Raw genomic sequence first — 24,060 nt, 5'->3', positions numbered from 1 at the left:
TGCGCCGTACGGGGCGCAGGGGGCGCGCGGGGCGGCCGTCGGACCGGACGGCCGGTCGGCGTGCGGGAGACGGCTGCGAGGGGCGCTGAGGGCGTGCGGGGGAGCGGGGCGGCGTGGGCAAGGGGGGACACCTCCGCGAGGCTGGACAGGGGAGGGACGCGTTCCGCGAGGCTGCGCGACGCCGCGTACCGCTGGGCGTGGGGATCCGTGTGAACGGTAGGTCCATACGATCTGCGGCCCGGTCCTTAGACCGGGCGGCGCGCGACCGTGTCCCCCGTTCGCGGTAACGTGACGTCCGATGAGCGAGAAGTCTGACGTGCGGTCTCCCGCCGTTTCTGTGATCATGCCCGTCCTCAACGAGGAGCGGCATCTGCGCGGGGCCGTCCAAGCGATCCTGGCGCAGCGGTACGACGGCGAGATGGAGGTCGTGATCGCCATCGGTCCCTCAACGGACCGGACGGACGAGATCGCGGCCGAACTCGTCCGCGAGGACCCGCGGGTCCACACCGTGCCGAACCCGACCGGGCGCACGCCCGCGGCGCTCAACGCCGCGATCAAGGCGTCCCGGCATCCCGTCGTCGTCCGTGTCGACGGCCACGGCATCCTCTCCCCGAACTACATCGCCACCGCCGTACGGCTCCTGGAGGAGACCGGCGCGCAGAACGTCGGCGGCGTCATGCACGCCGAGGGTGAGAACGACTGGGAGCACGCCGTCGCCGCGGCCATGACGTCGAAGATCGGTGTCGGTAACGCCGCCTTCCACACGGGCGGCGACGCCGCTCCGGCCGAGACCGTGTACCTCGGGGTGTTCCGGCGCGAGGCGCTGGAACAACAGGGCGGGTACAACGAGGAGTTCATCCGCGCCCAGGACTGGGAGCTGAACTTCCGGATCCGGGAGGCGGGCGGCCTCATCTGGTTCTCGCCCGAGCTGCGGGTGTCGTACCGGCCGCGGCCGAGCGTGAAGGCGCTGGCCAAGCAGTACAAGGACTACGGCCGCTGGCGGCACGTCGTCGCCCGGTACCACGAGGGCTCCATCAACCTGCGCTACCTCGCCCCGCCGACCGCGGTGTGCGCGATCGCCGCGGGCGTGGTCGTCGGAGCGGTGCTGACCCCGTGGGGCTTCGTCGTCCCGGCCGGCTACCTCGCGGCCATCGCGCTCGGTTCGCTGCCCGCGGGCAAGGGACTGCCGGTGAAGGCCCGCCTCCAGATCCCCGTCGCCCTGGCGACGATGCACATGTCGTGGGGCTGGGGCTTCCTCACCAGCCCGAAGGCGCTGGCCCGCAAGGTCATCGCGTCCCGGCGTCCGGCGGTGCTCAGCGGTCCGGCCGAGCCCTCGGCGGAGCCGTCCACCAGCTCCAGCTGAACCGTCCCGCACGCGCGTCGGGCCCCTCTCGAGACGAGAGGGGCCCGACTGCGTCGCGCGGGCCCAGGACCGGAGCCCGCCGCGCTCCCGCTACCAGCTGTAGTTCGGGTCGACGTGCATACAGGCGCCGGTGTCCGAGCCCTTGTCGAGCTTGGCCGAGGACGGCGTCGCGTCGTCGTCCTCCGGTGCCTTGTACTTCGTACCGTCCCGCCAGTCCGCTCCGACGACGAGCGTGACCCCGGAGACGTCCGCGGACTTCTCCACCGCCGTCGACGGGACGCCGAGGGCCTTGGCGACGCGCAGGGCGTCACCTTCCAGGTCGGCACTCGGGTAGCGGATCAGCGTGGTGTCCTCGGCGGTCGCCGTCGTCTGGTCCGCGGTGGCCCGCGTGAAGCCCTTGCCCGTGAGCACCGCGGTCACCGTGCTCGCCCGTCCGGCGACCGGCGCCAGCGTGTCGGTACGGGTGCCGTTCCGGACCTGGACGGCGATCTGGTCGTCCGCCGCGGCCGGGTCCTTCGACGTCCGCTCCTTGGCCTTCTTCTTCCCGTCGCCGTCGAGCGCGATGTCCTCGCGCAGCAGCCGCCAGACCTTGTCGGCGTCGGTCGGCTTGGGAAGCACCCGGTTGCCGTCGGAGGAGTACACCCACGGCATCGTGGTCATGTTGATGCGGTCCGTCGGGACCTTCTTCAGCTCTTTGCTGAGGTCGTAGAGCTTGGTCACCGTGCCCAGGCCGTCGTCGACGGTCAGCGCGTCGGTGGCGGTCTCGGCGAGGTCCTTCAGCTTGCCCGGGTTGCTCAGCGTGGCGTTCTCCCGCAGCTGGCGCACCATCGAGTTCATGTACTGGTGCTGCGCCTTGGTGCGGCCTATGTCGCTGCCGTCCTCGAAGCCGTAGCGCGTGCGCAGCCACTCCAGTGCCTGCTTGCCCTGGACGGACGTCGTGCCCTTCTCCAGCTTCAGGCCGGAGCCGTGGCCGTTGGAGGTGTGCGAGTAGATGTTGGCGTCCACGCACACGGGGACGCCGCCGATGGCGTCGGCCATCGACACCACACCCGCGAAGTCGACCATGATGAAGTGGTCGATGTGGATGTCGGTCAGCTTCTCCCACGTGGCGACCGTGCACCCGGGGCCCCCGCGGCCCAGCGAGTCGTTCGTCATGGTGAGTGAAGTGCTCGCGGCGTACGTCTTCTTGGTGTGGGGGTCGGTGCACTCGGGGATCTGCAGCAGCGTGTCGCGCGGCATGCTCACGACCGACATGTTGGTGCGGTCCGCCGACAGGTGCAGCAGCATCTGGACGTCGGCGCGCGGCGCCGAGTTGAACGTGTCCTTCGCGCCGCCGAGCTTCTGGTCCTCTTTGGAGTTACGGCCGTCGGAACCGATCAGAAGGATGTTCAGCGGAGTCTGGCCCGCGGCGTTCGGCTTGGGCGCGGGTGCCCGGTTCTTGTCGTTGCCGATGTTCAGGTCGTCCTTCTTGATGTTCCCGTTCAGATGCCGGTAGTAGAGATAGCCCGCGCCGGCGGTGCCGAGTATCAGCAGCGCCAGGACCATCGCCGACCAGCGGAGTATTCGGCGTCTGCGCCGGGGGCGTCCGCCGCCTCCGTGCCGCCGTCCGCCCCGGCCCCCGCCGTCGCGGTCCTGCTTCCGCGGTGCGGCCGACGTGTCGTCGGCGCCCCGCCCGGACGTGTCACCCGCGGCCGGCCCGTGCTCGGTGCCGGCCGTACGAACGGGCTCGCCGCCCTCCTCGTACAGGTTCTCGTCCCAGCCCGGTTCGCCGGCCCGCCGGACACGTGGTCGTGCACCCTCCCCACGCACACTGCTCTGCGCCATCTCCCCAGCCCCTCCCACCCCTGCGCCTGACAAACGGATCCGTCGTGCGTCCGGCCGGACGCGTAAGACGTCCGGCCGGCCGGTCTCTCACGCCCTGTAGGACGCTTCTCGGACCCGTTAGGTCATCACTTGGCGCACACCGTCTTGTCCGCCGTGGACTTGTCCACGTCAGGCGCCTTCGTGGAGGCCGTCAGCGGCACCCCGGCGCCCTTGAAGTCCTTGCCCAGGGTCAGCACGATCGCCGGCAGCCCCTGAGCGTTCTTCTCGCTCTTGCCCGGCTTCATCGCCGAAGCGGGCAGCCCCATGAGGTCCGCCAGCTTGCGTGCCTGGTCGGCCTGGTCGGGAGAGTACTCCAGGCTCGTCTTGTCGAGTGTTTCGTCGGCGTTTCCGAGCTGGCTGGACTTGAGCACGCCCTCAGTGTTCTGCAGCCAGTTAAGAGTTTCCTGTGCGGAGCCGGCCTCGGCGCCGCCGTTGTAGATGTCGACGCGGACGTCGGAGGCGGACGAGCGGGAGCCCTTGAGACGGGCGGCGACCTCGGCCTTCTCCTTCTTCTCCTTCTGCTTCACGGCGGTGAAGGAGACGTCGTTCTTGATGGCGTCGAAGACCGGCTGGGACGTCGTCGGGTTGACGATCACGGTCTTGTGGATCACGCCGTCGGCCGGATTGTCGATCACCGGCACCGTCGTGAACGTGATGTTCTTCGGCGGCACCTTCTTCAGCTCCAGTGCCATGTCCTTGAGCGTGCTGACCTTGGCGATGCCGGTGTCCACGGTGAGAGCCTTGGTGGCAGCCTCGGCCAGGTCGATCAGCTTCTTGGGATTGGAGAGGGTGTCGCCGGAGCTCATCTTGCGCATCAGGGAGGCCATGAACTGCTGCTGCACCTTGATGCGGTCGAGGTCGCCCTGGTTGCCGAAGCTGTGCCGGGTGCGCACGAACGCGAGGGCCTGCTCACCCTCGATGGTGTGCTTGCCGGCCGAGAGCTTGAGGTGCGAGTCGGGGTCGTCGACGTTCTTGGCGAGGCAGACCTCCACCCCGCCCACCGCGCTGGTGAGGGTCTTCACGGCGTTGAAGTCGACCATCGCGAAGTGGTCGACCGAGATGCCGGTGACGGCCTTGACCGTGTCCATCGTGCAGCCGGGGTTGCGGTCCTCCTGCCCGAGGCTCGTGTTGAAGCGGACGTTCCGCGACGGGTTGATGACCTTCTCGGTGCCGTCGTCCAGCTTCGTCTTGCACTGGGGGACGTCGACGATGAGGTCGCGCGGGATGCTCATCGCGGTCGCGTTCGTCCGGTCCTTGGAGACGTGCAACAGGATGTTCGTGTCCGCGTGCCCGACGCTGTTCTTGTCGCCGTAGCCCTCGTTGCCCTTACCGGTCCGCTTGTCGGTGCCGATGATGAGGATGTTGAAGGCCTCGTCCTTGCTGAAGCCGTCCTTGCCGGAGTCGCCGATGTCCGTCGCCTGGACGTTGCCCTCGAGGTGCTTGAGGTAGGCGTACGCGGCGCCCGACGCGGCGATCAGCACGAAGGCCATCGTGCCGCCGGTCCACAGCACGATCTTCTTCGCCTTCGACTTCTTCTTCGGCTTGGTGCGCCCCCGTCGCCGCCCCGGCTGGGGCTCGGGCGGTTCGGCACGGCGTCGTCGCGGCCCGGGCACGTCGGTGCCCGGCGCCTCACGTTCCCGCCCCGGCGCCGCGCGGTCCCTGCCCGGTTCGGTCCGGGTGCGCGCCTGCGGAGGGGGGTTGCCCCTGCGCGGACGCGGCACTCCCGACTGCGCTCCGGAAGGGGTCAGTCGCAGTTCGTATTCGCCGGTGTTCGGGTTGAGCACCCACTGGTCTGCGGGATCGATATTGTCCGCCCGCCCACGGCCTTGCGCGTCCACGGTTGTCTGAATCCTCCGTCGGGGCCACGCGGCGCCTTTCCCCCTCAAAAGGCGCTCGGGTCTCGGTCAGCGGTGCGCGAACCGCAAGGACAAACCTCGTGGCCGGGTGCACCGGGTCGCTCACACTATCCGCCCAGTTCGGCGGCGAGCCACGACCGTGACAAATTCAGCGTCCCTACAACCGGGCAATCCGCCCTATTTCTCAGAGACTTCTTAGCTCAGCTGTTCCCCACCTTGGCGCCCCCTTTACCCGCAGGCGTCCTCGGCCGCGGTGTTACCCCGGAAAGTCGGCGCCGGATCAGGCGTTCCTGTAGAGGCGACCGGCCGCAACAGCATCGACCCACCGTCGCTGTTCGACCGCGCCTGGTGACGAAGGGGGGAGTTCTCGTACGGAGTTGCGGAATGCGCGGACGGGCCCTCGGCGGCCTTCTCGGCGGACTCCTTCGTGACCGTCACGGGCTCGTCCGCGCGCAGCCGCTCGAAGAGCTGGGTCGCCTCGGGCTCCACGAGCTGGTCCCGGTTGGCGTTCAGCGCGTACGCCGTCCGCGGCACCGTCAGGAACTGCACGTCCCCCGTCGGGATGTTCCGCATGCCGCGCACCAGGTCGTACAGACCGCGCAGGCTCGCGAGGCCCGGGTCGGTGGTGAGCGAGGAGGTGGCCGCGTCCAGGACCGGATACAGCTTCGCCGGGTTCAGCAGGACGTCGTTGCTGCGCACCTTGTTGACGAGCGCGCCGAGGAACCGCTGCTGGCGGTCCATGCGGTCGGTGTCGCTGCCGTCGCCGATGGTCTTGCGGGCGCGCACGTAGCCCAGCGCCTGCTCGCCGTCGAGGACGACCTTGCCCGCGGGCAGCCTCAGCTTCGCCGCCTTGTCGTCGATGGGCTTCTTCAGGCACACCTCGACACCGTCCACCGCGTCGACCATGTCCTTGAAGCCGTGGAAGTCCACCACCATGTGATGGTCGACGCGGATGTTCGTGAGCTTCTCGACGGTCCGGATCGTGCAGGCCGAACCACCCACCTGGAACGCGTAGTTGAACATCGCGAACATGGGCTCGGTGCGGGTGCCGTCAGGACGCCGGCAGCCCGGCACGTCCACCATCAGGTCGCGGGGCAGGGACATGGCGGTGGCGGTGCGCCGGTCCGCCGCGAGGTGCAGCAGGATCGTGGTGTCGGACCGCTCGGTCCCGGAGTCGCGGCCGTACTTCTTGTTCCCGGCGCCCGAGCGCGAGTCCGACCCGATCATGAGGATGTTCTGCGCGTCGTGCACCAGCGCGGTGGGCCGTTCCTTCTCGTACCGGGCGAGTTCGGCCGCGGCGTCGTCGTCCGCCGTGATGTTCCCGTTCAGCTTCTCGTAGGCGACCCAGCCGGCCGCCGCCGCGCTGAGCACCACCACCGCCACGCCGATCGCGGTGTAGCGCAGCCAGCGCCTGCGCCGGCGGACCACCCCGGCCCCGGTGGGCGACGCGCCCTGCACCGGCCCCTCCGGACGTCCGGAGGGAGTGCCTTCGGAGTCGGTCACGTCGGAATCCACCACCCCTCCTGGTGTACGAGCGTGTCTGCTGCTCCTACGACCATGTCCCGAGGTGGCCGGCGAGGGGGGCCGGTGATGGGCCGAACGGGCTACGACCCCCGGGGGTACGGGGCCGTAGGGGCGCCCGCTAGCGGGCCGTCGCGGTCACCCGCTCGCTCTCGATCCGCTGCGCGAGGCGGTCGTCCCCGAGCTGGTCCAGGTGGCGGCACAGCACCACCGATCCGCCGGTGGCGAGCGGTGCGTAGAGGCCCGCGGACAGGCCCTCCCAGGTCTCGTACGGGAGCGCCGACAGGATCCGCGAGCCGGGTCCCGTCAGATCCAGCCCGGGAGCCTCGGAGCGGGCCTGCTCGACGACCTCCGCGCCGGTGAAGGTGGCCCCGGCGACGATCAGCGCCGGCTCCTCGGGATCGACCGGCGGGTACGGCGCGAACCGGTCGCCCTGGCTCGGCACCTCCACCGCGTAGTCGGCGTACCCGGCGGGCGGGGTCGGGAAGCGGCGGCCGAGCGGAGCGAGGGACAGGGCGATCCGCTCGCCGGAGCAGGCGAGCCCGTCCTCGAACCGGCCCGGTCCGGCGACGACGTGGTCCGCGGTGGCCGGGTCGCCCCCGATGTCCGCGACGACACCGACCGACGAACAGGCGAGCAGCCACACGGCGGTCTGCCAGTGGGCGGGCAGCAGCAGGGCGACGCGCTCACCGGGTTCGGCGGACAGCTCGCCCTGCAGCAGGTTGGCCGTCTTGGCCACCCAATTGGCGAAGGTGGCCACGGACAATTCGACGCGTTCACCCGTCGCGTCGTCGTAGAAGGTCACCAGGGGGCGCGCCGGATCCGTGGAGAGCGCGGATCGCAGCAGGTCGGCGGGGGTGCGGTCGGTGGCGTTCACGCGCGCAAGCGTACGCGGGGACGCCACGCGGCACGGACGGCGCGAGCCACCGGTTCGGCGGAACGCGTCCGACGGACCGTCAATTCCGCGATGGACAGATATGTATGACTATGTCCAAGATCAGGGGCATGCGTGGATTCCTTGCTTCCTCGGTCGGCGTCACCTGCGCGGCCGCTCTCGCCCTTCCGCTCGCCCTGCCCGCGCCGGCACAGGCCGGGCCGTCGGCGGTGACGTCCGAGACCTCCGTCCCCGGCAGCACCCAGTCCCTGCCCCTCGTCCCCCTCTCCGGCGACCGCGCCCTCGGTGCCGCCGCGCCCGAACAGGGCCTCGGCCGCCGCGACGCCCGGCCCTTCTCCCTGGTCGGCGTCATCTGGGACGATCCGGGCAGTGAGCTGCGCGGTCGTGTCCAGGTCCGCACCCGGGGGGCCGGCACCGGCCACTGGTCGGGCTGGCAGGAGGTCGACACCCACAACCACGAGCACGGCGCCGACCCCGACACCGCCGAGGGCGCGTCACGGCGCGTGCGGGGCGCCACCGCCCCGCTGTGGGTCGGCGCCTCGGACGGCGTCGAGGTCCGCGTCGACGCGGACAAGGCACCCCGGGAGAGTCCCGAGGGCGAGGAACGCGCGGGCACGGCCCCGGGCACGCCGCTCCCCAAGGGCCTGCACCTCGAACTGATCGACCCCGGCGGACCCCCGGGGCGCGCGGCCGGCCGCACGGGCGACCGGGCAGCGGGCGCGCCGGGCGCCGCGCGCGCCGGGAGCGTACGCGCGGACGACTCGGACGACTCGGACGACTCGGATGACTCGTACGACTCGGCCGATTCGAACGAGGCCCCGGCTGCCGACGACACCGAGATCGGCCCGCTCAGCCAGGAGGAGACGGAGCGCCAGTACCTGTCCGCGGACTCCCGCGCACAGCGGGTGAAGCCGTACATCGGCGCCCGCCCGCGCATCATCACCCGCAAGGGCTGGGGTGCCAACGAGAACCTGCGGGAGCGCGGCTTCGTCTACACGAAGAAGGTCAAGGCGGCCTTCGTGCACCACACGGCGTCGGGCAACAACTACAGCTGCTCCCAGGTGCCTTCGGTCATCCGCAGTATCTACCGCTACCACGTGGTGAGCAGCGGCTGGCGTGACATCGGCTACAACTTCCTCGTCGACAAGTGCGGAAACATCTACGAAGGCCGGGCCGGGGGCGTCGCGAAGGCGGTCCTGGGCGCCCACACCCTCGGCTTCAACACGAACAGCATGGGGATCGCCGTTCTCGGCACCTTCCAGAACACGAAGCCGACCGACGCCTCGCTCAAGGCCATCGCCCGTCTGACGGCCTGGAAACTGGGCCTCTACGGTGGCAATCCGCGTGGCAAGACATACCTGAAGTCGGGCGGTGGCAATCTCTACCGAAAGGGAAAGAACGTACGACTGAATGTGATCTCCGGCCATCGGGACGGGTTCGCCACGGAGTGCCCGGGACGGCTGCTCTACGGCAAGCTCGGCTCGGCACGCAAGACGGCGGCCCGCTACCAGGGCCGGTAGGCAGGGCCCGGAACCGGCAGCGCCGGCACCGCCCGGCCGGCCGGGGCCGGGCGGGGATCACCTGACGTCACGAGACGGGTCCCTCGACGGAGACCGCACATCCATCGAAGGCGCGATCGAACAGTCTGCATACACTGGCCGGCCGGAACACAGTTCGGCCGGTCCCGGCAGGAAGCAGAGACGACAGGTGACAGAAGCGATCCTCCTGGTCGGCGGCAGAGGCACCCGGCTGCGCCCTCTCACGGTGCACACGCCCAAGCCGATGGTGCCGGCGGCCGGAGTCCCCTTCCTCACGCACCAGCTCGCGCGGGCCCGCGCGGCGGGCGTCGAGCACATCGTGCTGGCGACGTCCTACCTCGCCGAGGTCTTCGAGCCGTACTTCGGCGACGGCTCCTCGCTGGGCCTCCATCTCGAGTACGTCACCGAGGAGGAGCCGCTCGGCACCGGCGGTGCCATCCGCAACGTGGCGTCCCGGCTCCGCTCGGGCCCCGACGAACCCGTCCTGATCTTCAACGGCGACATCCTCACCGGACTGGACATCCCGGCCCTCGTGTCGACCCACGAGACGACGGGCGCGGACGTCTCGCTGCACCTCACCCGCGTCCAGGACCCGCGCGCGTTCGGGCTCGTCCCCACGGACTCCACCGGCCGCGTCACCGCGTTCCTCGAGAAGCCGCAGACCCCCGAGGAGATCGTCACCGACCAGATCAACGCGGGGGCGTACGTCTTCCGCCGCTCGGTCATCGACACCATCCCCGAGGGCCGGCCGGTCTCCGTCGAGCGCGAGACGTTCCCGGAGCTGCTGGCCACCGGCGCCCACCTCCAGGGCATGGTGGACTCCACGTACTGGCTGGACCTGGGCACCCCGCAGGCCTTCGTCCGCGGCTCCGCCGACCTCGTCCTCGGCCGTGCTCCCTCCCCGGCGGTCCCCGGCCGCTGCGGCGACCGCCTGATCCTGCCGACGGCGACGGTCGCCCCCGACGCCAAGCTCACCGGCGGCACGGTCGTCTGCGAGGGCGCCCGGATCGGCGAGGGCGCGCGGATCTCCGGCAGCACGATCCTCGCCGGAGCCGTCGTCGAACCCGGCGCGGTCGTCACCGACTCCCTCGTCGGTCTCGGTGCCCGCATCGGCGAGCGCACGATCCTCACGGGGGCGGTCATCGGCGACGGCGCGACCGTCGGCGCCGACAACGAACTCCGCGACGGGGTCCGCATCTGGTGCGACGCCCACATCCCCGCGGGAGCACTGCGCTTCTCGTCGGACCAGTAGGACCAGCCGGTAGGACCGGCAAGAAGGAAGCGCGCGCAGCCGGAGGGGCGACTCCACCCCTCCGGCGCTCGCTGTCTTTCAGCCCTCCGGTGCCCCGCCTAGAGCTTCCCGATGTCACCCCGGGGCATCTTCGGTACGCGCCGCGCCGGCGCCCGGCCCGACAGCAGGATCAGCCGCGCGGCCCGATGCCGCTGCCCGGCATACGGCTCCAGCAGCTCCAGCATCACCGCGTCGTCCGCGTCCCGGTCCCCGGCGAGCGCGTACCCCACGATCCCCGGCAGATGAAGATCCCCCACGGTCACGCAGTCGGCCGCGCCGTGGCTGCGCTGCACGACCTCCGCGGAGGTCCAGGGCCCGATCCCGGACACCAGCTCCAGCCGCTCCCGCGCCCGCTCGGGATCGAGCCGCACGGCCTCCTCCAGCCGGGGAGCGACCCGTACGGCCCGCAGGACGGTGGACGCGCGTTTGTCGTCGACACCGGCGCGGTGCCACTCCCACGACGGGATCAGCGCCCAGGTCCGGGGCGCCGGCATGACGTACATGTGCTCGGGCGCGGGACCCGGCGCGGGCTCGCCGAACTTCCGGACGAGCAGGCGCCACGCCCGGTACGCCTCGTCGGTGGTGACCTTCTGTTCCAGGACGGACGGGATCAGCGACTCCATCACGAGCCCGGTGCGCACCAGCCGCAGCCCCGGGCGCCGGTGCCGGGTGACCGCGAGGAGGCGGTGCCGGGGTTCGAAGGCGTCGGGGTCGTCGGCCGCGCCGAGCAGCTCGGGGAGCCGGTCGAGCAGCCAGTCGGCGCCCGGTCCCCAGGCCTCGCCCCGGGCCGTCCCGCCGCCCGGCGTGACGCGCAGGGTGCCGGGCCCGGCGGGAGTGCGGCAGACCCGCCACACCGAGCCGTCGGGCGTCGTACGGAACGTCGGATCGCCGGGGCCGCGGCGCAGCGGCCCGAGCACCAGCCCGAGGTCGAGCGGCCCCTCAGGGGTCCAGTCGCGGACGCGGGCGGGCTCGGCGGCCTGCCGTGGCACCCCGCCGGGCACCACGACATGCCCGCCGCGCACGGTCGTACGCGTCGGCCGGGGAGCGAAACGTCCAGCCACGAATGAGGTCCTCGGGGTACTCGGGGTGCCCTACGAGGGTAGGCGCTCGCGTGGCCGGAACCGCACTGTTCGCCGGACCACGCTCGGGACGGCTCACCGCACCGCGATGAACGCCTCCGCGTCGCGCGCCGGGCGGTCCCGGGGCGCCTCGGCCGCGTGGCCCACGGCCACCGCGCCCATCGGGTCCCAGTTCGCCGGGAGGTCCAGCGCCTCGCGGACGACGTCTCGGCAGAACATCGTCGACGACACCCAGGCGGAGCCGAGCCGTTCGCCGGCCAGGGCGACCAGGAAGTTCTGCACGCCCGCGCCGGTGGCGACCACGAACATCTCGCGCTCGGCGCCGTCCCGCCGGGCGTCCCCGTACGTGTGGGAGCCGTCCATGACCAGGCAGGGCACCACGAGGAACGGCGCCTTGCGCAGCACGTCGCCGCGGCGGACCCGCTTGGCGACGGACTCCTCGCTCCTGCCGTCGGCCCGCAGGTCGGCGGTCCACGCGTCCCGCATGGCGTCGAGCAGCCGGGTCCGCGACTCCCGCGACTCCAGCAGCACGAACCGCCAGGGGGTGGTGTGGTGCGGCGCGGGGGCGGTCACGGCGGCGGCGACCGCCCGGCGCACGGCACCGGGGTCGACGGGCTCGTCCGTGAAGGCCCGGACCGTACGCCGCTGGGTGACCGCTTCGCGTACGGCCTCCGAGGTGCCGAGCCGGAACATGTCGTCGTGGGCGCCCCGGACGACGGCCCGCGCCCCCTCGCCGTCGTCGTCGGTGACCAGGTGGGCGAGCCCGCGCACGACGGCGACGGGCAGCCCGGAGGCCTTGCCCTTGACGAGGTCACCGGCGGCGGCGAGTTCGTCGGCCGTGGCGACGACGGTCGCGCTGAGCGGATTGCCGTGCGCGTCGGTGCCGCCGCGCAGGTCGTCCAGCACCTGGACGCCGGCCGCGCCGATGGCGACATCGGTGAGCCCGGTGCGCCAGGGACGCCCGAAGGTGTCGGTGACGACGACGCCGACGTCGACCCCGAGGGTGTCCCGCAGCCCGTCGCGGATCGTCCGCGCGGACGCGTCGGGGTCCTCGGGCAGCAACAGCACGGTCCCGGCGGGGGTGTTGGAGGCGTCGACCCCGGCGGCGGCCATCACGAGTCCCTGACGGTTCTCGACGATGCGCAGCGCGCCGCGGCGGGCCACGACCCGGACGGTCTCGGCGTCGATGGCGGCCTCGCGGTCGGCGGCCTCGACGATCCGGCCCTCCGCCTTGGAGACGATCTTGGAGGTGACGAGGAGCACGTCCCCGTCGGCCAGGCCGGGCCCGGTGGCCGCGATGAGCTTCGCGAGGTCGTCGCCCGGGCGTACCTCGGGCAGTCCGGCCGGCGCCCAGACCCGGTAGCCCGGCGCGGTGTGCTCCGCCGGCTCTCCCGGTCCTGAGGGTCCCGGCGTGTCCACGGTGTTCACGGAGTCCGTACCTCCTCCGCCAGGGCGAGTGCCTCGCGGGCCATCCGCGCGGTCGCGTCGAGGTCGGTCATCATCAGCGGGATGGCCCGGCAGCGGATGCCGGCGCTCTCGACGCGCTCCACCACGGAGGCGTCCACGGTGTCGACGAGCCAGCCGTCGAGGAGTCCCGAGCCGTAGTGCTCGGCGACCGCGGCGGCCGTGGACTCGACGCCGACAGCGGCGAGCACCTTGTCGGCCATGCCGCGCACGGGGGCGTCGCCGACGATGGGGGAGAGGCCGACGACGGGCACGCCCGCCTCGGCGATCGCCTCGCGGATGCCGGGTACGGCGAGGATGGTGCCGACGGAGACGACCGGGTTGGACGGCGGGAAGAGGATGACGTCGGCCTCGGCGATGGCTTCGAGGACCCCGGGGGCCGGCTTGGCCTGCTCGGCACCCACCGGCACGATCGCCTCGGCCGGCACGGAGGCCCGCAGCCGCACCCAGTACTCCTGGAAGTGGATCACCTTGCGCTCGCCGGCGCCGCCGGCCGGGTCGCCGTCGGGCAGCGTGACGGCGACGTGCGTCTCGACGCGGTCGTCCGACATGGGGATGAGCCGCACGCCGGGCTTCCACCGGTCGCAGAGCGCCTCGGTGACGGCGCTGAGCGGATAACCCGCGCCGAGCATCTGCGTCCGCACGATGTGCGTCGCGAAGTCGCGGTCGCCGAGCCCGAACCACTCCGGTCCGACCCCGTACGCCGCGAGCTCCTCCTTCAGATGGAAGGTCTCGTCGGCACGGCCCCAGCCCTGCTCCTCGTTGATGCCGCCGCCGAGCGTGTACATCACCGTGTCGAGGTCCGGGCAGACCTTCAGCCCGAAGAGGTGGATGTCGTCGCCGGTGTTGCCGATGACCGTGATGTCCGCGTCCGGGACGGCCCGCTGGAGACCACGCAGGAACCGTGCACCACCGATACCGCCTGCCAGAACCACAATGCGCATGGGGTTCAGTCTTGCAGGCGGCGCCGACAACGTGTCAGCCGGTCACGCGACCTCGGCCCCGGCGGGGGCGTCGTCCGGCGCCACGCTCGCGGCGACCGCGCAGCGCGCCGCGTGCATCGGCATCTCGGTGAGGCCCGGGTAGTAGACGTGCAGGCTGACGGCCCCTTCGAGCGAGTCGTTGACGACCTCGTGGGCGTAGCCGGGCGCGAACACCCGCTGCGCGCCGGAGCCCAGGGCGCGTGTGCCGCGCTCCGTGCGCTCGGTCAGCGCGCCGTCGAGGACGGTCAGTACGCCGGAGGAGCCGCCGTGGTCGTGCAGCCCGCTGCCCTGGCCGGGCACCCAGGACAGCAGCCAGACCTCGTAGCCGGGTCCGGTGCGCAGCCGGTGGTACCAGCGTGAGGCGGCGTCGTACTCGACGAGGTGCTCCCACTGGGAGCGGTCGGCGGCGATGGAGCGTGCCATGCCGACGAAGTCGGCCACGGTGACGGGGTGTTCGCGCGGCGGCTGGAGCAGGTGCGGTACTTCGAGGATGTCGCCGGCGATCTGGAGGTCGCTGTCGCTGTTCATGGGTGCGGTGGTTCCTCGGCAGGAGAGTGCTGGGGTGTCGCTGGCCGTTTCCGCCCGGGTCGCGAGCGGGGGTTCACGCCCGGATGAGGGGCGGGAGGGGAGTGCCCTGGTGCGGGCGGTCGCCCGGAGGGGGCGGGGGTTCGCCTCAGTGGCGGCGAGGCAGCCGGAGCGCGGTAGGGCTCAACAGCTGGAACAGCAACAACAGCTACAGCGGACGTGGGCAGCACCGTGGGACCCGGCGGTGCGGGTCGAGGTGGATGCCAAGTTCGCGAGCATGCCCATAAGGTCACCGCTTCACACCCTTACTGTCAACTTCATGTCCGATATGTGGGGGATGTTTCACCTCATCCGGTTCATCTGGCAGGCGAAAGGTTTGTTCACCAGGGTCTCCGGACACATGGCGCACAACCGGGCGCACAAACCTCAGCGCGAGCCCGTGATCCCTATGTGATCAGGTTCGCTTCGAGGTCCGCGTCGGAACGAGATCGAACTCCTGGCCGTCTTCCCCCGTAACGGGAGTGGACGTCCGGCCGGACCCCTTGGGCTGTCAGGGTTTATGCCGATTTGAACACTTTCCGCATAGCCTTGGTTCCGCAGAGTGAATAAGGGGCCCAATAGCAGATCTCGGCTTGACTGGCCCGGATCGGCACACTTGTAATTTCACTCGTGTCGTTCAGCCGAAATCGGTGACGGCAGCATCACGGGGACGCGAAAGACAGACGAGGGGCGCACATGACCGAGCTGGTGCAGCAACTGCTGGTCGACGACGCGGACGAGGAACTCGGCTGGCAGGAGCGCGCGCTGTGCGCCCAGACCGACCCCGAGTCCTTCTTCCCCGAGAAGGGCGGCTCCACCCGCGAGGCCAAGAAGGTCTGCCTCGCCTGTGAAGTCCGCTCCGAGTGCCTCGAATACGCGCTCGCCAACGACGAGCGGTTCGGCATCTGGGGCGGTCTGTCGGAGCGGGAGCGGCGTCGTCTCAAGAAGGCCGCCATCTGAACGACCGCCCGAGGGGCGCTCGCACGAAGAAGGACGCTGTCCGAAAGCAGTCGCACGGAAAAGCGTACGGAAAACAGCCGTACGCACGCGTGGGAGCCGCCGACCAATCGGCACACACGCTCACGTAACGAACGGCCCGTCGCACGTGGGTTATCCACAGGCGGCGGGCCGTCGTCCTGCCCAGCCGTTAGTGTGGGCCCTCGTCCGAGACGTCCCGCTGTCCCCGCCGGACACAGACGTCCACCGCAGTCCATCGAACCGGGGCCCGTACCTCGATGTCCGTGCACAGCCATTCGGCAGCCCGTCACGACGCAGCTGCCGCCCCTGAGTTCCCGCGCCACGTGGTGACCGCGGTGCTCGTCTCCCACGACGGCGCCCGCTGGCTCCCCGAGGCGCTCGCCGGGCTGCTCGGCCAGGAACGCCCCGTGCAGAACGCGGTGGCGGCCGACACCGGCAGCGCGGACGACTCCGCCCAGCTGCTCACCGACGCCCTCGGAGCCGACCACGTCCTGCACCTCGCCCGCCGCACGGGATTCGGCCAGGCCGTCGAGGAGGCGACCCGCACCGCCGGTCTGCTGACCCCGGACGACCTGCCCTACCTGAAGCGGCCGAGCGGCTGGGACCCCGTCACGCGCAGCTGGCGCGACGACGCCTACGACCTGCCGGACCTTCCGCACGGCGAGCCCGAGCAGTGGCTCTGGCTGCTGCACGACGACAGCGCCCCGGAGCCCGACGCCCTCGCCCACCTGCTGCGCGTCGTGGAGAACGAACGCGAACTGGGCCATGAGGTCGCCGTCGTCGGCCCCAAGCTCCGCGGCTGGTACGACCGCCGCCAGCTCCTCGAGGTCGGCGTCACCATCGCCAACTCCGGCCGCCGCTGGACCGGTCTCGACCGCCGCGAGCAGGACCAGGGACAGCACGACCACGTCCACCCGGTGCTCTCCGTCTCCACCGCCGGCATGCTCGTCCGGCGCGACGTCTTCGAGGAGCTCGGCGGCTTCGACCGCCGCCTGCCCCTGATGCGCGACGACGTCGACCTGTGCTGGCGCGCGCAGGCCGCCGGCCACCGCGTCCTCGTCGCCCCGGAGGCGGTCGTACGGCACGCCGAGGCATCCTCCCGCGAGCGCCGCACCGTCGACTGCGTGGGCCGCACCTCCGCGTCCCCGCACAAGGTCGACAAGGCGGGCGCCGCCTACACCCTCCTCGTCAACGCCCGCACCGCACAGCTCCCCTGGATCCTGGTCCGCCTCGTCCTCGGCACGCTGCTGCGCACCGTCGCCTATCTCGTGGGCAAGGTCCCCGGCCAGGCCGTCGACGAGATCCGCGGCCTGCTCGGCACCCTGCTGCGCCCAGAGCGGATCATCGCGGGCCGGCGCAGGCGCGGCCGCCCCCAGGTGGACAAGGGCGAACTGCGCGCGCTGTTCCCGCCGCCCGGCGCGACCGTGCGGGCCACCGTCGAGCAGGTCGCCGGCAATCTGGTGGGCCGCTCCGACGCCGAGCTGACCACGGGCGCCGGCCGGCACGGCGGCGCCGTCGAGTCCGGACCCGGCGGCGACGACGGCGACTTCCTGGAGATCGAGCAGTTCGCCCGGCTCAAGCGCATCGCGCGCAACCCCGGCCCGATGGTCTTCCTCGTCCTCCTGTTCGTCTCGCTCCTCGCCTGCCGCGCCCTGCTCGGCGGCGGAGCACTCGCGGGCGGCGCACTGCTGCCCGTACCGTCCGACGCCTCCGAGCTCTGGTCGCGCTATCTCGACGGCTGGCATCCGGTCGGCGCGGGCGACACCCAGGCCGCCCCGCCCTACCTGGCGCTCGTCGCGATGCTGGCCACCGTCCTGCTCGGTTCCACCGGACTCGCGGTCACCGTGCTCCTGGTGGCCTCCGTGCCGCTGGCCGGCTTCGCCGCCTACTTCGCCTCGCGCCCGCTGGTCGAGTCGCGCCTGCTGCGCGCCTGGGCCTCCGTCGCCTACGCCTTCCTGCCCGCCGCCACCGGCGCGCTGGCCGGCGGCCGCATCGGCACGGCCGTCCTCGCGATCCTGCTGCCGCTCCTCGCGCGCGCGGGCGTCGCGGCAAGCGGTCTCGCGCACTCCTCGGGAGCGCGCGGCAGCTGGCGCGCCACCTGGGCCTACGCCCTGCTGCTGACCTTCACCACGGCGTTCACGCCGATCGTCTGGCCCATCGCGCTGCTGCTCGGCCTCGCGCTCCTCGCCGTGCGCCGCAGGGAACTGCCCGCCTACGGGACGCGATTCCTCGCCCAGCTCGGCACCCCGCTGCTGGTCCTCGCCCCCTGGTCGCTCACGCTGCTGCCGTTCGGCTTCTTCAAGGAAGCCGGCCTGGAGTACGGAGCGAGCGCGGCCACCGCGCTCGACCTGCTCGGCGCGAGCCCCGGCGGCCCGGGCACGGTCAGCGGCCTGATGCTCTTCGGTGTCGTGCTCGCCGCCCTCGCGGCCCTGCTGCGCACCGAACGCCAGGCGGGGATCAGAACGGCCTGGATCGTCGCCCTGGTGGCGCTCGTCCTCGCGGTCCTGTCCAACAACTCCACCTGGGCCGGCCCCGCCACTCTCGTCTACGGCCTCGCGCTGCTCTCCGCCGCGGCCGTCGGAGCCGACGGAGCCCGCGCGCGGGTGGCCGAGCAGAGCTTCGGCTGGCGTCAGCCGGTCGCCGCGCTCATCGCCTTCGCCTGCGCCGCGGGCCCGCTGCTCATCGCCGCCGGATGGATCATCGGCGGCGCCGACGGACCCGTGGAGCGCCGCGACCCGGTGCAGGTGCCCGCGTTCGTCGCGGAGGAGAGCGGCACCCGCGACCAGGCCCGCACCCTCGTCCTCGACAGCCGCTCCGCCGCCCAGGTCGGCTACACGCTCGTCCGCGGCTCCGGCGCCCGCCTCGGCGACGCCGAACTCGCCTCGGCGGGCGGCGAGAACAAGAAGCTCGACAAGGTCGTCGCCAACCTCGTCGCGGGCTCCGGCGCCGACCAGGCCGACGAACTCGGCGGCTTCGCCGTGCGGTACGTCCTGGTCCGCAAGGGCGCGCCCCGCGAGGTGAGCCGCGTCCTGGACGCCACCCCCGGCCTGACCCGGCTCAGCCAGCAGGACGGCAGCGCCCTGTGGCGCGTCAACCGTCAGGTCTCGCGCGCCGCGATCGTCCCCGCCTCCGGTGAACCGCAGTCCATCGCCGCCGGAGCGGTCGAGGTGCACACCACCGTTCCGACCGGCGCCGACGGCCGCGTCCTGCGGCTCGCCGACAGCGCCGACCCGGGCTGGACGGCGACCCTGGACGGCAAGCCCCTCACCCGCACCACGGTCGACGGCTGGGCGCAGGGCTTCGAACTGCCCTCGGGCGGAGGCCGGCTGGACGTCACCTTCGACGCCCCGCTGACCCACACCGCCTGGCTGTGGGCCCAGGGCGCGCTCGCCCTCGTCCTCGTCGTGCTCGCCCTGCCGGGCCGCCGCCGGGACGTCGACGACGACCTGCCCGAGGAGCGGGCCGTGCCCGACCAGGACGCGACGGGAGACGGCCGCCGCGCCCGCCGTCTGCGCGCCCAGGCGGAGGCGGAGGCCGAGGGTTCCGACGAGGACCTCGACGGCGTGTCCGCCGTGGACGAGCAGGTCCCGGCCGGTGCCGTCCCGCACCAGCAGACGTACGGCGAGTGGGACACCCCGAGCTACGCGGGCGCCGAGTACGGCACCTACGGCGCCGAGCAGTACGACGGCACCGGGGAGTACACGACCGGCGGCTACCAGCAGCCGTACCAGGCGGACCCCTACCAGGGCGGCCAGTACGACCCGTACGCCTACGGCGGCACGACGCCCTACGACCCGGCGTACGGCCAGGGCTACGACGCGAACGGCCGCCCGTACGACACCCACGGTCAGGGCTACGGCGAGCAGGGCTACGACCCGGCGTACGACCCCACGCAGCCCCCGCCGCACGGCACCGACAGTGAGCGCCCCGACGGGAGCCAGCAGTGAACCGCACCACCCTTTCCCTGATCGCCGGCGCGACCGCGCTCGCCGCCGTCACCGGATTCGCCACCCTGCAGGCGCCGGACGCCTCCGGGGACGGCACGGCACGGGCGGCCGCGCGGCTGCCCGTGGAGCGCACCAGCCTGCTCTGCCCGCAGCCGAGCACCTCCGACATCGCCGACACCGCGTACACGTCGTTCACCCCCGTCGCGGAAGGCGCGGGCGGCAGCGGCAAGGCCGAACTGACGGCGGCCACCGAGGAGTCGGACGGCGGCAAGAAGAGCGGCGGCAAGGCGTCCAAGCCCGTGGTGCAGGTCAAGGAGCCGGGCAAGCCCGCGACCGGTGACGCCTCGGGCTCCCAGGCACCCGCACTCGTCGGCACCGCGGAGGGCAAGTTCGCGCCCGGCTGGACCGTCCAGGAGACCACCGACGTCGCCGTGGGCACCGGACGCGGCCTGCTCGGCACCAACTGCACCGCTCCGGACACCGAGTTCTGGTTCCCGGGCGCCAGCACGGCCGAGGACCGCACCGACTACGTGCACCTGACCAACCCGGACGACTCGGCGGCCGTCGTCGACATCGACCTGTACGGCAAGGACGGCACCCTCAAGTCCACGGTGGCCGACGGGATCACGGTCCAGCCGCACGCGAGCGAGCCGATCCTGCTGAACACGCTGACCGGCGACCCGGAGACCAACCTCACGGTGCACGTGACGGTCCGCAGCGGCCGTGTCGGTGCCGCCGTGCAGGCGCTGGACGACAAGATCGGCGGCGACTGGCTGGCCGCCTCCGCCGACCCCGCCGGCAGTCTCGTCCTGCCGGGCATCCCCAAGGACGCCACCTCCGTGCGCCTGGTCGCCTTCGCGCCCGGTGACACGGACGCCGACCTGAAGGTCCGCCTCGCCTCGCCCTCGGGCCTGATCACCCCGGCGGGCCACGAGACGCTGCACGTGAAGGCCGGCATGACCTCCGCCGTCGACCTCGGGGACGTCACCCGCGGCGAGGCCGGCTCGCTGGTGCTCACACCGAGCGATGCCTCCGTCCCGGTCGTCGCCGCCCTGCGGGTGGTGCGCGGCAAGGGCGACAGTCAGGAGACCGGGTTCATCCCGGCCACCGCCCCCGTCGGCACGCGCGCGACGGCGGCCGACAACAGCGCCAAGGGCTCCACCCTCGCGGTCACCGCGCCGGGCAAGGGGGCCACGGTCAAGGTCACCGCGTCCGCGGGCAGCGGCGGCGGCACGGCGGTGTCGAAGACGTTCACCATCAAGGGCGGCACCACGCAGAACGTCGCGGCACCGGTCCCGAGCGGCCTCAAGGGCACGTACGCCCTGACCGTCGAGCCGGTCTCCGGAGGCCCGGTCTACGCCTCCCGGATGCTGGCCGCGACGCAGGACGGCGTCCCCGCGTTCACCGTCCAGAACCTCCCGGACGACCGGGGCACGGTCTCGGTGCCGGAGGCGGACCAGGATCTCTCGGTGCTGCTAGGCAAGTGAGGCGTGCGGGTGACCCCGTGCGGGTGATCCGTGCGGGTTATCCCGGGCGGTGACGCGGTCGGGTGACGCGGTCAGGGACGGTCCCGCCCCGCGCTCAGTCCTCGCCGTACCGCGGATCGACCGTCTCCGGCGTCAGCCCCAGCAGCTCCGCGACCTGTTCGACGACGATCTCGTGCACCAGGGCCGCGCGCTCGTCGCGCCCCTTCGTGCGGATCTCGACCGGCCGGCGGTAGACCACCACGCGCGCCGGACGGCCCTCGCGCGCGGCGACCGTGCCGCCCAGGGGCACCGCCTCGTCGCTCCACTCGTCGCCCGGGCCCTCCAGGCGGGGCACTTCGAGGACCATGAAGTCGATGTCGGCGAGCTGCGGCCAGTGTCGCTCCAGCCGCTCCACGGAGTCCTGCACCAGGTCCGCGAACACTTCGGCGCGGCTCGCCGCGAGCGGCACCTGGGGCGGTGCCACGGGGCCGCGCATGCCTCGGCCATGGCGGTCACGTCGGCGGGGACCGGCTGGTGCGGCGCGGGGCGGTACGGGGTTGTCCATCACTGACGAAGAGTAGTCCCCGCCCGGCCCGGCCGCCCGGCCCCACGCTGCGCCGGATCACCGCCCGCCCGGCCGACGCCCGGTGGTCCGGCTTCTGTTCCGGATGTCGCCCGATGACCATTCCGGCCAAGGTCGGGCTCGATTCCGTATCTCTCCAGGACCGTCTCTGACATGGCAATTGACATGATTTGTGCCAAGTGGTGACCGGACACAGGCCTGTTCGGTGCCGTCGGCGGTGATGTCCCCCCAGGTCAGGGGGTGATGATCGAAAAGTGGTGTAAGCGGTCTCACAGGACGACACGGTGGGGTGACCTGGGGGAGAGTCGTCGCGGCCCGCTCAAGAGTGCGGTACCGTCCAACGTCGTGAGCCCTGTACGTCGCTGTTCGCGCACCGCTTGCGGCCGGCCCGCCGTCGCGACGCTGACGTACGTCTACGCCGACTCGACCGCGGTCCTCGGCCCGCTCGCCACCTACGCCGAACCCCACTGCTACGACCTGTGTGCCGAGCACTCCGAGCGCCTGACCGCGCCGCGTGGCTGGGAGGTCGTGCGGCTCGCCGACTCCTCGGGTCCCGCCCGTCCGAGCGGTGACGACCTGGAGGCGCTGGCGAACGCGGTGCGCGAGGCGGCCCGCCCGCAGCGGCGTACGGCCGAAGCCGGAGGCGGCAGCGCCCGCTCGGCCGACCCGATGGAGGTCGCACGCCGCGGCCACCTGCGGGTCCTCCGTTCGCCGGACAACTGAGCGTCCCTCCGGGGCTCACCGGTCCGCCTCTCGCGGCCGCCCCGGAAGCCCTGCACGGCCCCCGCGCTCAGAGTGCTGACGTTTTCCCGCCCCCGTCCCCGTCCCCACCCCGCCCACCGACCCGGCAGGGCGGCGGGCACCGTTCCGGGTGCCCTGCCCGCCTCTCCCCGATTCCACCGAGCGACGCACACCCATTGACGTGAAGTTGTCGCGGACACGACGATTCCGTCTGCCGTGAGAAACCGCTTTCGCATCACGGAATCCCGGGGAGGCACCCGTGTACGTCCAGGAGCTGGAACCCGTCGCCGACTCGCTCGGCCTGTCCGCCCTCGTGGCCGCCCTGCCCCTCGTCGTCGTGCTGGTCCTGCTCGGCGGCGTCCGCGTGAAGGCCCACCTGGCGGGCCTGACCGGCCTCCTGGCGGCCGCACTCGTCGCCTGGCTCGCCTACGGCATGCCGGTCGGCCAGACGCTCTCCAGCGCCGCCCAGGGAGCCGTGTTCGGCCTCTTCCCCATCCTGTGGATCGTCGTCAACGCCCTGTGGGTGTACCGGATGACCGTCCGCACCCGGCACTTCGACATCCTGCGCCGCTCCTTCGGACGGCTCTCGGACGATCCGCGCATCCAGGCGCTCGTCGTCGCGTTCTGCTTCGGCGCGCTCCTCGAAGCCCTCGCCGGCTTCGGCGCACCCGTCGCGATCTGCTCGGTGATGCTGGTCGCCCTCGGCTTCGACCCCGTCCGCGCGGCGGTCGTCGCCCTCGTCGCCAACACCGCCCCGGTCGCCTTCGGCGCGATGGGCACACCGGTCGTGACCCTCGCCCAAGTCACCGGCCTGCCACTGGACTCGGTCGCCTCCGTGGTGGGCCGCCAGACCCCGCTGCTCGCGCTGGTCGTGCCCCTGGTGCTGGTCGGGCTGGTCGACGGCAGGCGCGGACTCCGGGAGACCTGGGTGCCCGCCCTGGTGTGCGGAGTCGCCTTCGCCGCCGCCCAGTTCGCCGTCTCGAACTACCTCTCCGCGCAACTCGCCGACATCGCCGCCGCCTTGGCCGGTGCCGCCGCCCTGGTCGCCGTGCCCCGCGCGCGCGTGCCCGCCACCGAGTCCGTACGGGCCTCGGTCCTGACCGGCACCCGCAGCGAGGACCTCGACGAACGGGACCCGCGCCGCGAAGTCCTGCGCGCCTACGCCCCGTACGCCCTGATCGTCGTGATCTTCTCGGTCGCGCAGATCCCGGTCGTGAAGGACTGGCTGGCGGGGGCGACCCGGACGTTCGACTGGCCCTTCCTGGACGTAGTCGGCCCGGGCGGCAAGCCGGTGGGCGGGAACGTCTTCACCTGGCCGATCGTGGCGACCGGCGGCACGCTCGTCCTGATCGCGGGGGTGTGCACCGCCGTCGTGCTCGGGGTGCACGCACGCGTGGCGGTACGGGAATGGCTCGCGACCGTCCACGAGTTGAGGTTCGCGATCCTCACGGTGACGTCCGTGCTGGCGCTCGCCTACGTCATGAACCTCTCCGGGCAGGCCGCCACCATCGGCCAGTTCGTGGCGGCCGCCGGGGCCGGGCTCGCCTTCCTGTCCCCCGTCCTGGGCTGGTTCGGCGTGGCCGTCTCCGGCTCCGACACCTCGGCGAACGCCCTCTTCGGCGCGCTCCAGGTGAGCGCCGCGAAGGAGTCGGGTCTGTCGCCCGAACTCCTGGCGGCCGCCAACAGTTCGGGCGGTGTCCTCGGCAAGATGATCTCGCCGCAGAACCTCACGATCGCCTGCGCGGCGGTCGGACTCGCGGGCCGGGAGGGCGACCTGCTCCGCAAGGTCCTGCCCTGGAGCCTCGGACTCCTGCTGGTGATGTGTCTGATCGTGGTCGGACAGAGTTCGCCGGTGCTGTCCTGGATGCTTCCGTGAGCCGCTCGCGGACCCGTCCCGGGGCGGAAGCGCCCCTCCCGGCCGAGAAGGG

The 24,060-nt window shown here is 72.2% G+C and carries 17 protein-coding genes; 8 read left to right on the top strand and 9 right to left on the bottom strand.

The window, feature by feature from the left end; genetic code table 11:
• Positions 1-298 precede the first annotated feature (298 nt).
• Positions 299-1,363: a glycosyltransferase family 2 protein gene (locus ABZT74_RS32660; RefSeq protein WP_355872199.1), complete on the top strand. Its 1,065-nt coding sequence runs from the start codon at positions 299-301 to the stop codon at positions 1,361-1,363.
• A gap of 90 nt (positions 1,364-1,453) precedes the next feature.
• Here ABZT74_RS32660 and ABZT74_RS32655 read toward each other — a convergent pair whose 3' ends face one another.
• The 4 genes from ABZT74_RS32655 to ABZT74_RS32640 all read right to left on the bottom strand — a co-directional run bounded on the left by ABZT74_RS32655 (position 1,454) and on the right by ABZT74_RS32640 (position 7,480).
• The gene (locus ABZT74_RS32655) at positions 1,454-3,187 is read right to left on the bottom strand and encodes an LCP family protein (RefSeq protein WP_356440852.1); all 1,734 of its coding nucleotides are present in this window, start codon (positions 3,185-3,187) and stop codon (positions 1,454-1,456) included.
• A gap of 125 nt (positions 3,188-3,312) precedes the next feature.
• Entirely contained in the window at positions 3,313-5,064 is a 1,752-nt protein-coding gene (locus ABZT74_RS32650; protein ID WP_356440849.1) for an LCP family protein, read from the bottom strand.
• 246 nt (positions 5,065-5,310) lie between these two features.
• Complete coding sequence (locus ABZT74_RS32645; RefSeq protein WP_356440846.1) at positions 5,311-6,585, bottom strand: LCP family protein; 1,275 nt, start codon at positions 6,583-6,585, stop codon at positions 5,311-5,313.
• A 139-nt stretch (positions 6,586-6,724) separates the two neighbouring features.
• Complete coding sequence (locus ABZT74_RS32640; protein WP_356440843.1) at positions 6,725-7,480, bottom strand: TIGR03089 family protein; 756 nt, start codon at positions 7,478-7,480, stop codon at positions 6,725-6,727.
• A gap of 128 nt (positions 7,481-7,608) precedes the next feature.
• On the opposite strand from ABZT74_RS32640, the gene ABZT74_RS32635 reads away from it, so the two are divergent.
• Both ABZT74_RS32635 and ABZT74_RS32630 read left to right on the top strand, forming a co-directional pair.
• Positions 7,609-9,018 carry a peptidoglycan recognition protein gene (locus ABZT74_RS32635; RefSeq protein ID WP_356440840.1) on the top strand — a complete coding sequence of 470 codons (1,410 nt, stop codon included), beginning with the start codon at positions 7,609-7,611 and terminating at the stop codon, positions 9,016-9,018.
• 187 nt (positions 9,019-9,205) lie between these two features.
• Positions 9,206-10,288 (top strand): NDP-sugar synthase, encoded by a 1,083-nt coding sequence (locus ABZT74_RS32630; protein ID WP_356172168.1) that lies wholly within the window; start codon positions 9,206-9,208, stop codon positions 10,286-10,288.
• Positions 10,289-10,386: 98 nt separating this feature from the next.
• On the opposite strand, the gene ABZT74_RS32625 is transcribed toward ABZT74_RS32630, so the two are convergent.
• The 4 genes from ABZT74_RS32625 to ABZT74_RS32610 form a co-directional block, all read right to left on the bottom strand.
• Entirely contained in the window at positions 10,387-11,388 is a 1,002-nt protein-coding gene (locus ABZT74_RS32625) for a DNA-3-methyladenine glycosylase 2 family protein (RefSeq protein ID WP_355872181.1), read from the bottom strand.
• Between the two features lie 93 nt (positions 11,389-11,481).
• Positions 11,482-12,825 carry a coenzyme F420-0:L-glutamate ligase gene (locus ABZT74_RS32620; protein WP_356172407.1) on the bottom strand — a complete coding sequence of 448 codons (1,344 nt, stop codon included), beginning with the start codon at positions 12,823-12,825 and terminating at the stop codon, positions 11,482-11,484.
• Between the two features lie 5 nt (positions 12,826-12,830).
• Positions 12,831-13,814: a 2-phospho-L-lactate transferase gene (gene cofD / locus ABZT74_RS32615; protein WP_356172165.1), complete on the bottom strand. Its 984-nt coding sequence runs from the start codon at positions 13,812-13,814 to the stop codon at positions 12,831-12,833.
• A 42-nt stretch (positions 13,815-13,856) separates the two neighbouring features.
• The gene (locus tag ABZT74_RS32610) at positions 13,857-14,381 is read right to left on the bottom strand and encodes a cysteine dioxygenase family protein (protein ID WP_355872176.1); all 525 of its coding nucleotides are present in this window, start codon (positions 14,379-14,381) and stop codon (positions 13,857-13,859) included.
• Between the two features lie 732 nt (positions 14,382-15,113).
• Between ABZT74_RS32610 and ABZT74_RS32605 the strand changes: the two genes are divergently transcribed.
• The 3 genes from ABZT74_RS32605 (at position 15,114) to ABZT74_RS32595 (ending at position 20,829) form a co-directional block, all read left to right on the top strand.
• A complete protein-coding gene (locus tag ABZT74_RS32605) occupies positions 15,114-15,377 on the top strand; it encodes a WhiB family transcriptional regulator (RefSeq protein WP_010986447.1) in 264 nt (87 codons plus the stop codon).
• Positions 15,378-15,652: 275 nt separating this feature from the next.
• Positions 15,653-19,342 carry a glycosyltransferase gene (locus ABZT74_RS32600; RefSeq protein WP_356440836.1) on the top strand — a complete coding sequence of 1,230 codons (3,690 nt, stop codon included), beginning with the start codon at positions 15,653-15,655 and terminating at the stop codon, positions 19,340-19,342.
• On the top strand, positions 19,339-20,829 hold the full coding sequence (locus tag ABZT74_RS32595; protein WP_356440833.1) for a DUF5719 family protein: 1,491 nt from the start codon (positions 19,339-19,341) through the stop codon (positions 20,827-20,829). Before ABZT74_RS32600 ends, ABZT74_RS32595 begins: the two co-directional genes overlap by 4 nt.
• A 94-nt stretch (positions 20,830-20,923) precedes the next feature.
• Here the strand turns inward: ABZT74_RS32595 and ABZT74_RS32590 are convergent, their stop codons facing one another.
• Positions 20,924-21,373: a metallopeptidase family protein gene (locus ABZT74_RS32590; protein WP_356440871.1), complete on the bottom strand. Its 450-nt coding sequence runs from the start codon at positions 21,371-21,373 to the stop codon at positions 20,924-20,926.
• Positions 21,374-21,634: 261 nt separating this feature from the next.
• Between ABZT74_RS32590 and ABZT74_RS32585 the strand changes: the two genes are divergently transcribed.
• On the top strand, positions 21,635-22,114 hold the full coding sequence (locus tag ABZT74_RS32585; protein ID WP_356172401.1) for a DUF3499 domain-containing protein: 480 nt from the start codon (positions 21,635-21,637) through the stop codon (positions 22,112-22,114).
• A gap of 277 nt (positions 22,115-22,391) precedes the next feature.
• Positions 22,392-24,008, top strand: a complete 1,617-nt coding sequence (locus ABZT74_RS32580) for an L-lactate permease (protein WP_356172158.1) — start codon at positions 22,392-22,394, stop codon at positions 24,006-24,008.
• The last annotated feature ends 52 nt before the right edge of the window (positions 24,009-24,060 follow it).

The sequence above is a fragment of the Streptomyces sp. NPDC005302 genome, from assembly GCF_040607345.1.
In the GTDB taxonomy this organism is placed as follows: domain Bacteria; phylum Actinomycetota; class Actinomycetes; order Streptomycetales; family Streptomycetaceae; genus Streptomyces.
Note: the sequence above shows the minus strand (reverse complement) of the source record. Positions and strands in the feature narration are given on the sequence as shown.

What these genes read in the sequence shown, in the direction of transcription:
- ABZT74_RS32585 (WP_356172401.1), top strand. Translation starts at nt 21,635, where the DNA reads ATGATCGAAAAGTGGTGTAAGCGGTCTCACAGGACGACACGGTGGGGT.
- ABZT74_RS32660 (WP_355872199.1), top strand. Translation starts at nt 299, where the DNA reads ATGAGCGAGAAGTCTGACGTGCGGTCTCCCGCCGTTTCTGTGATCATG.
- ABZT74_RS32610 (WP_355872176.1), bottom strand. Translation starts at nt 14,381, where the DNA reads ATGAACAGCGACAGCGACCTCCAGATCGCCGGCGACATCCTCGAAGTA.
- ABZT74_RS32600 (WP_356440836.1), top strand. Translation starts at nt 15,653, where the DNA reads ATGTCCGTGCACAGCCATTCGGCAGCCCGTCACGACGCAGCTGCCGCC.
- ABZT74_RS32635 (WP_356440840.1), top strand. Translation starts at nt 7,609, where the DNA reads ATGCGTGGATTCCTTGCTTCCTCGGTCGGCGTCACCTGCGCGGCCGCT.
- ABZT74_RS32605 (WP_010986447.1), top strand. Translation starts at nt 15,114, where the DNA reads ATGACCGAGCTGGTGCAGCAACTGCTGGTCGACGACGCGGACGAGGAA.
- ABZT74_RS32655 (WP_356440852.1), bottom strand. Translation starts at nt 3,187, where the DNA reads ATGGCGCAGAGCAGTGTGCGTGGGGAGGGTGCACGACCACGTGTCCGG.
- cofD (WP_356172165.1), bottom strand. Translation starts at nt 13,814, where the DNA reads ATGCGCATTGTGGTTCTGGCAGGCGGTATCGGTGGTGCACGGTTCCTG.
- ABZT74_RS32590 (WP_356440871.1), bottom strand. Translation starts at nt 21,373, where the DNA reads ATGGACAACCCCGTACCGCCCCGCGCCGCACCAGCCGGTCCCCGCCGA.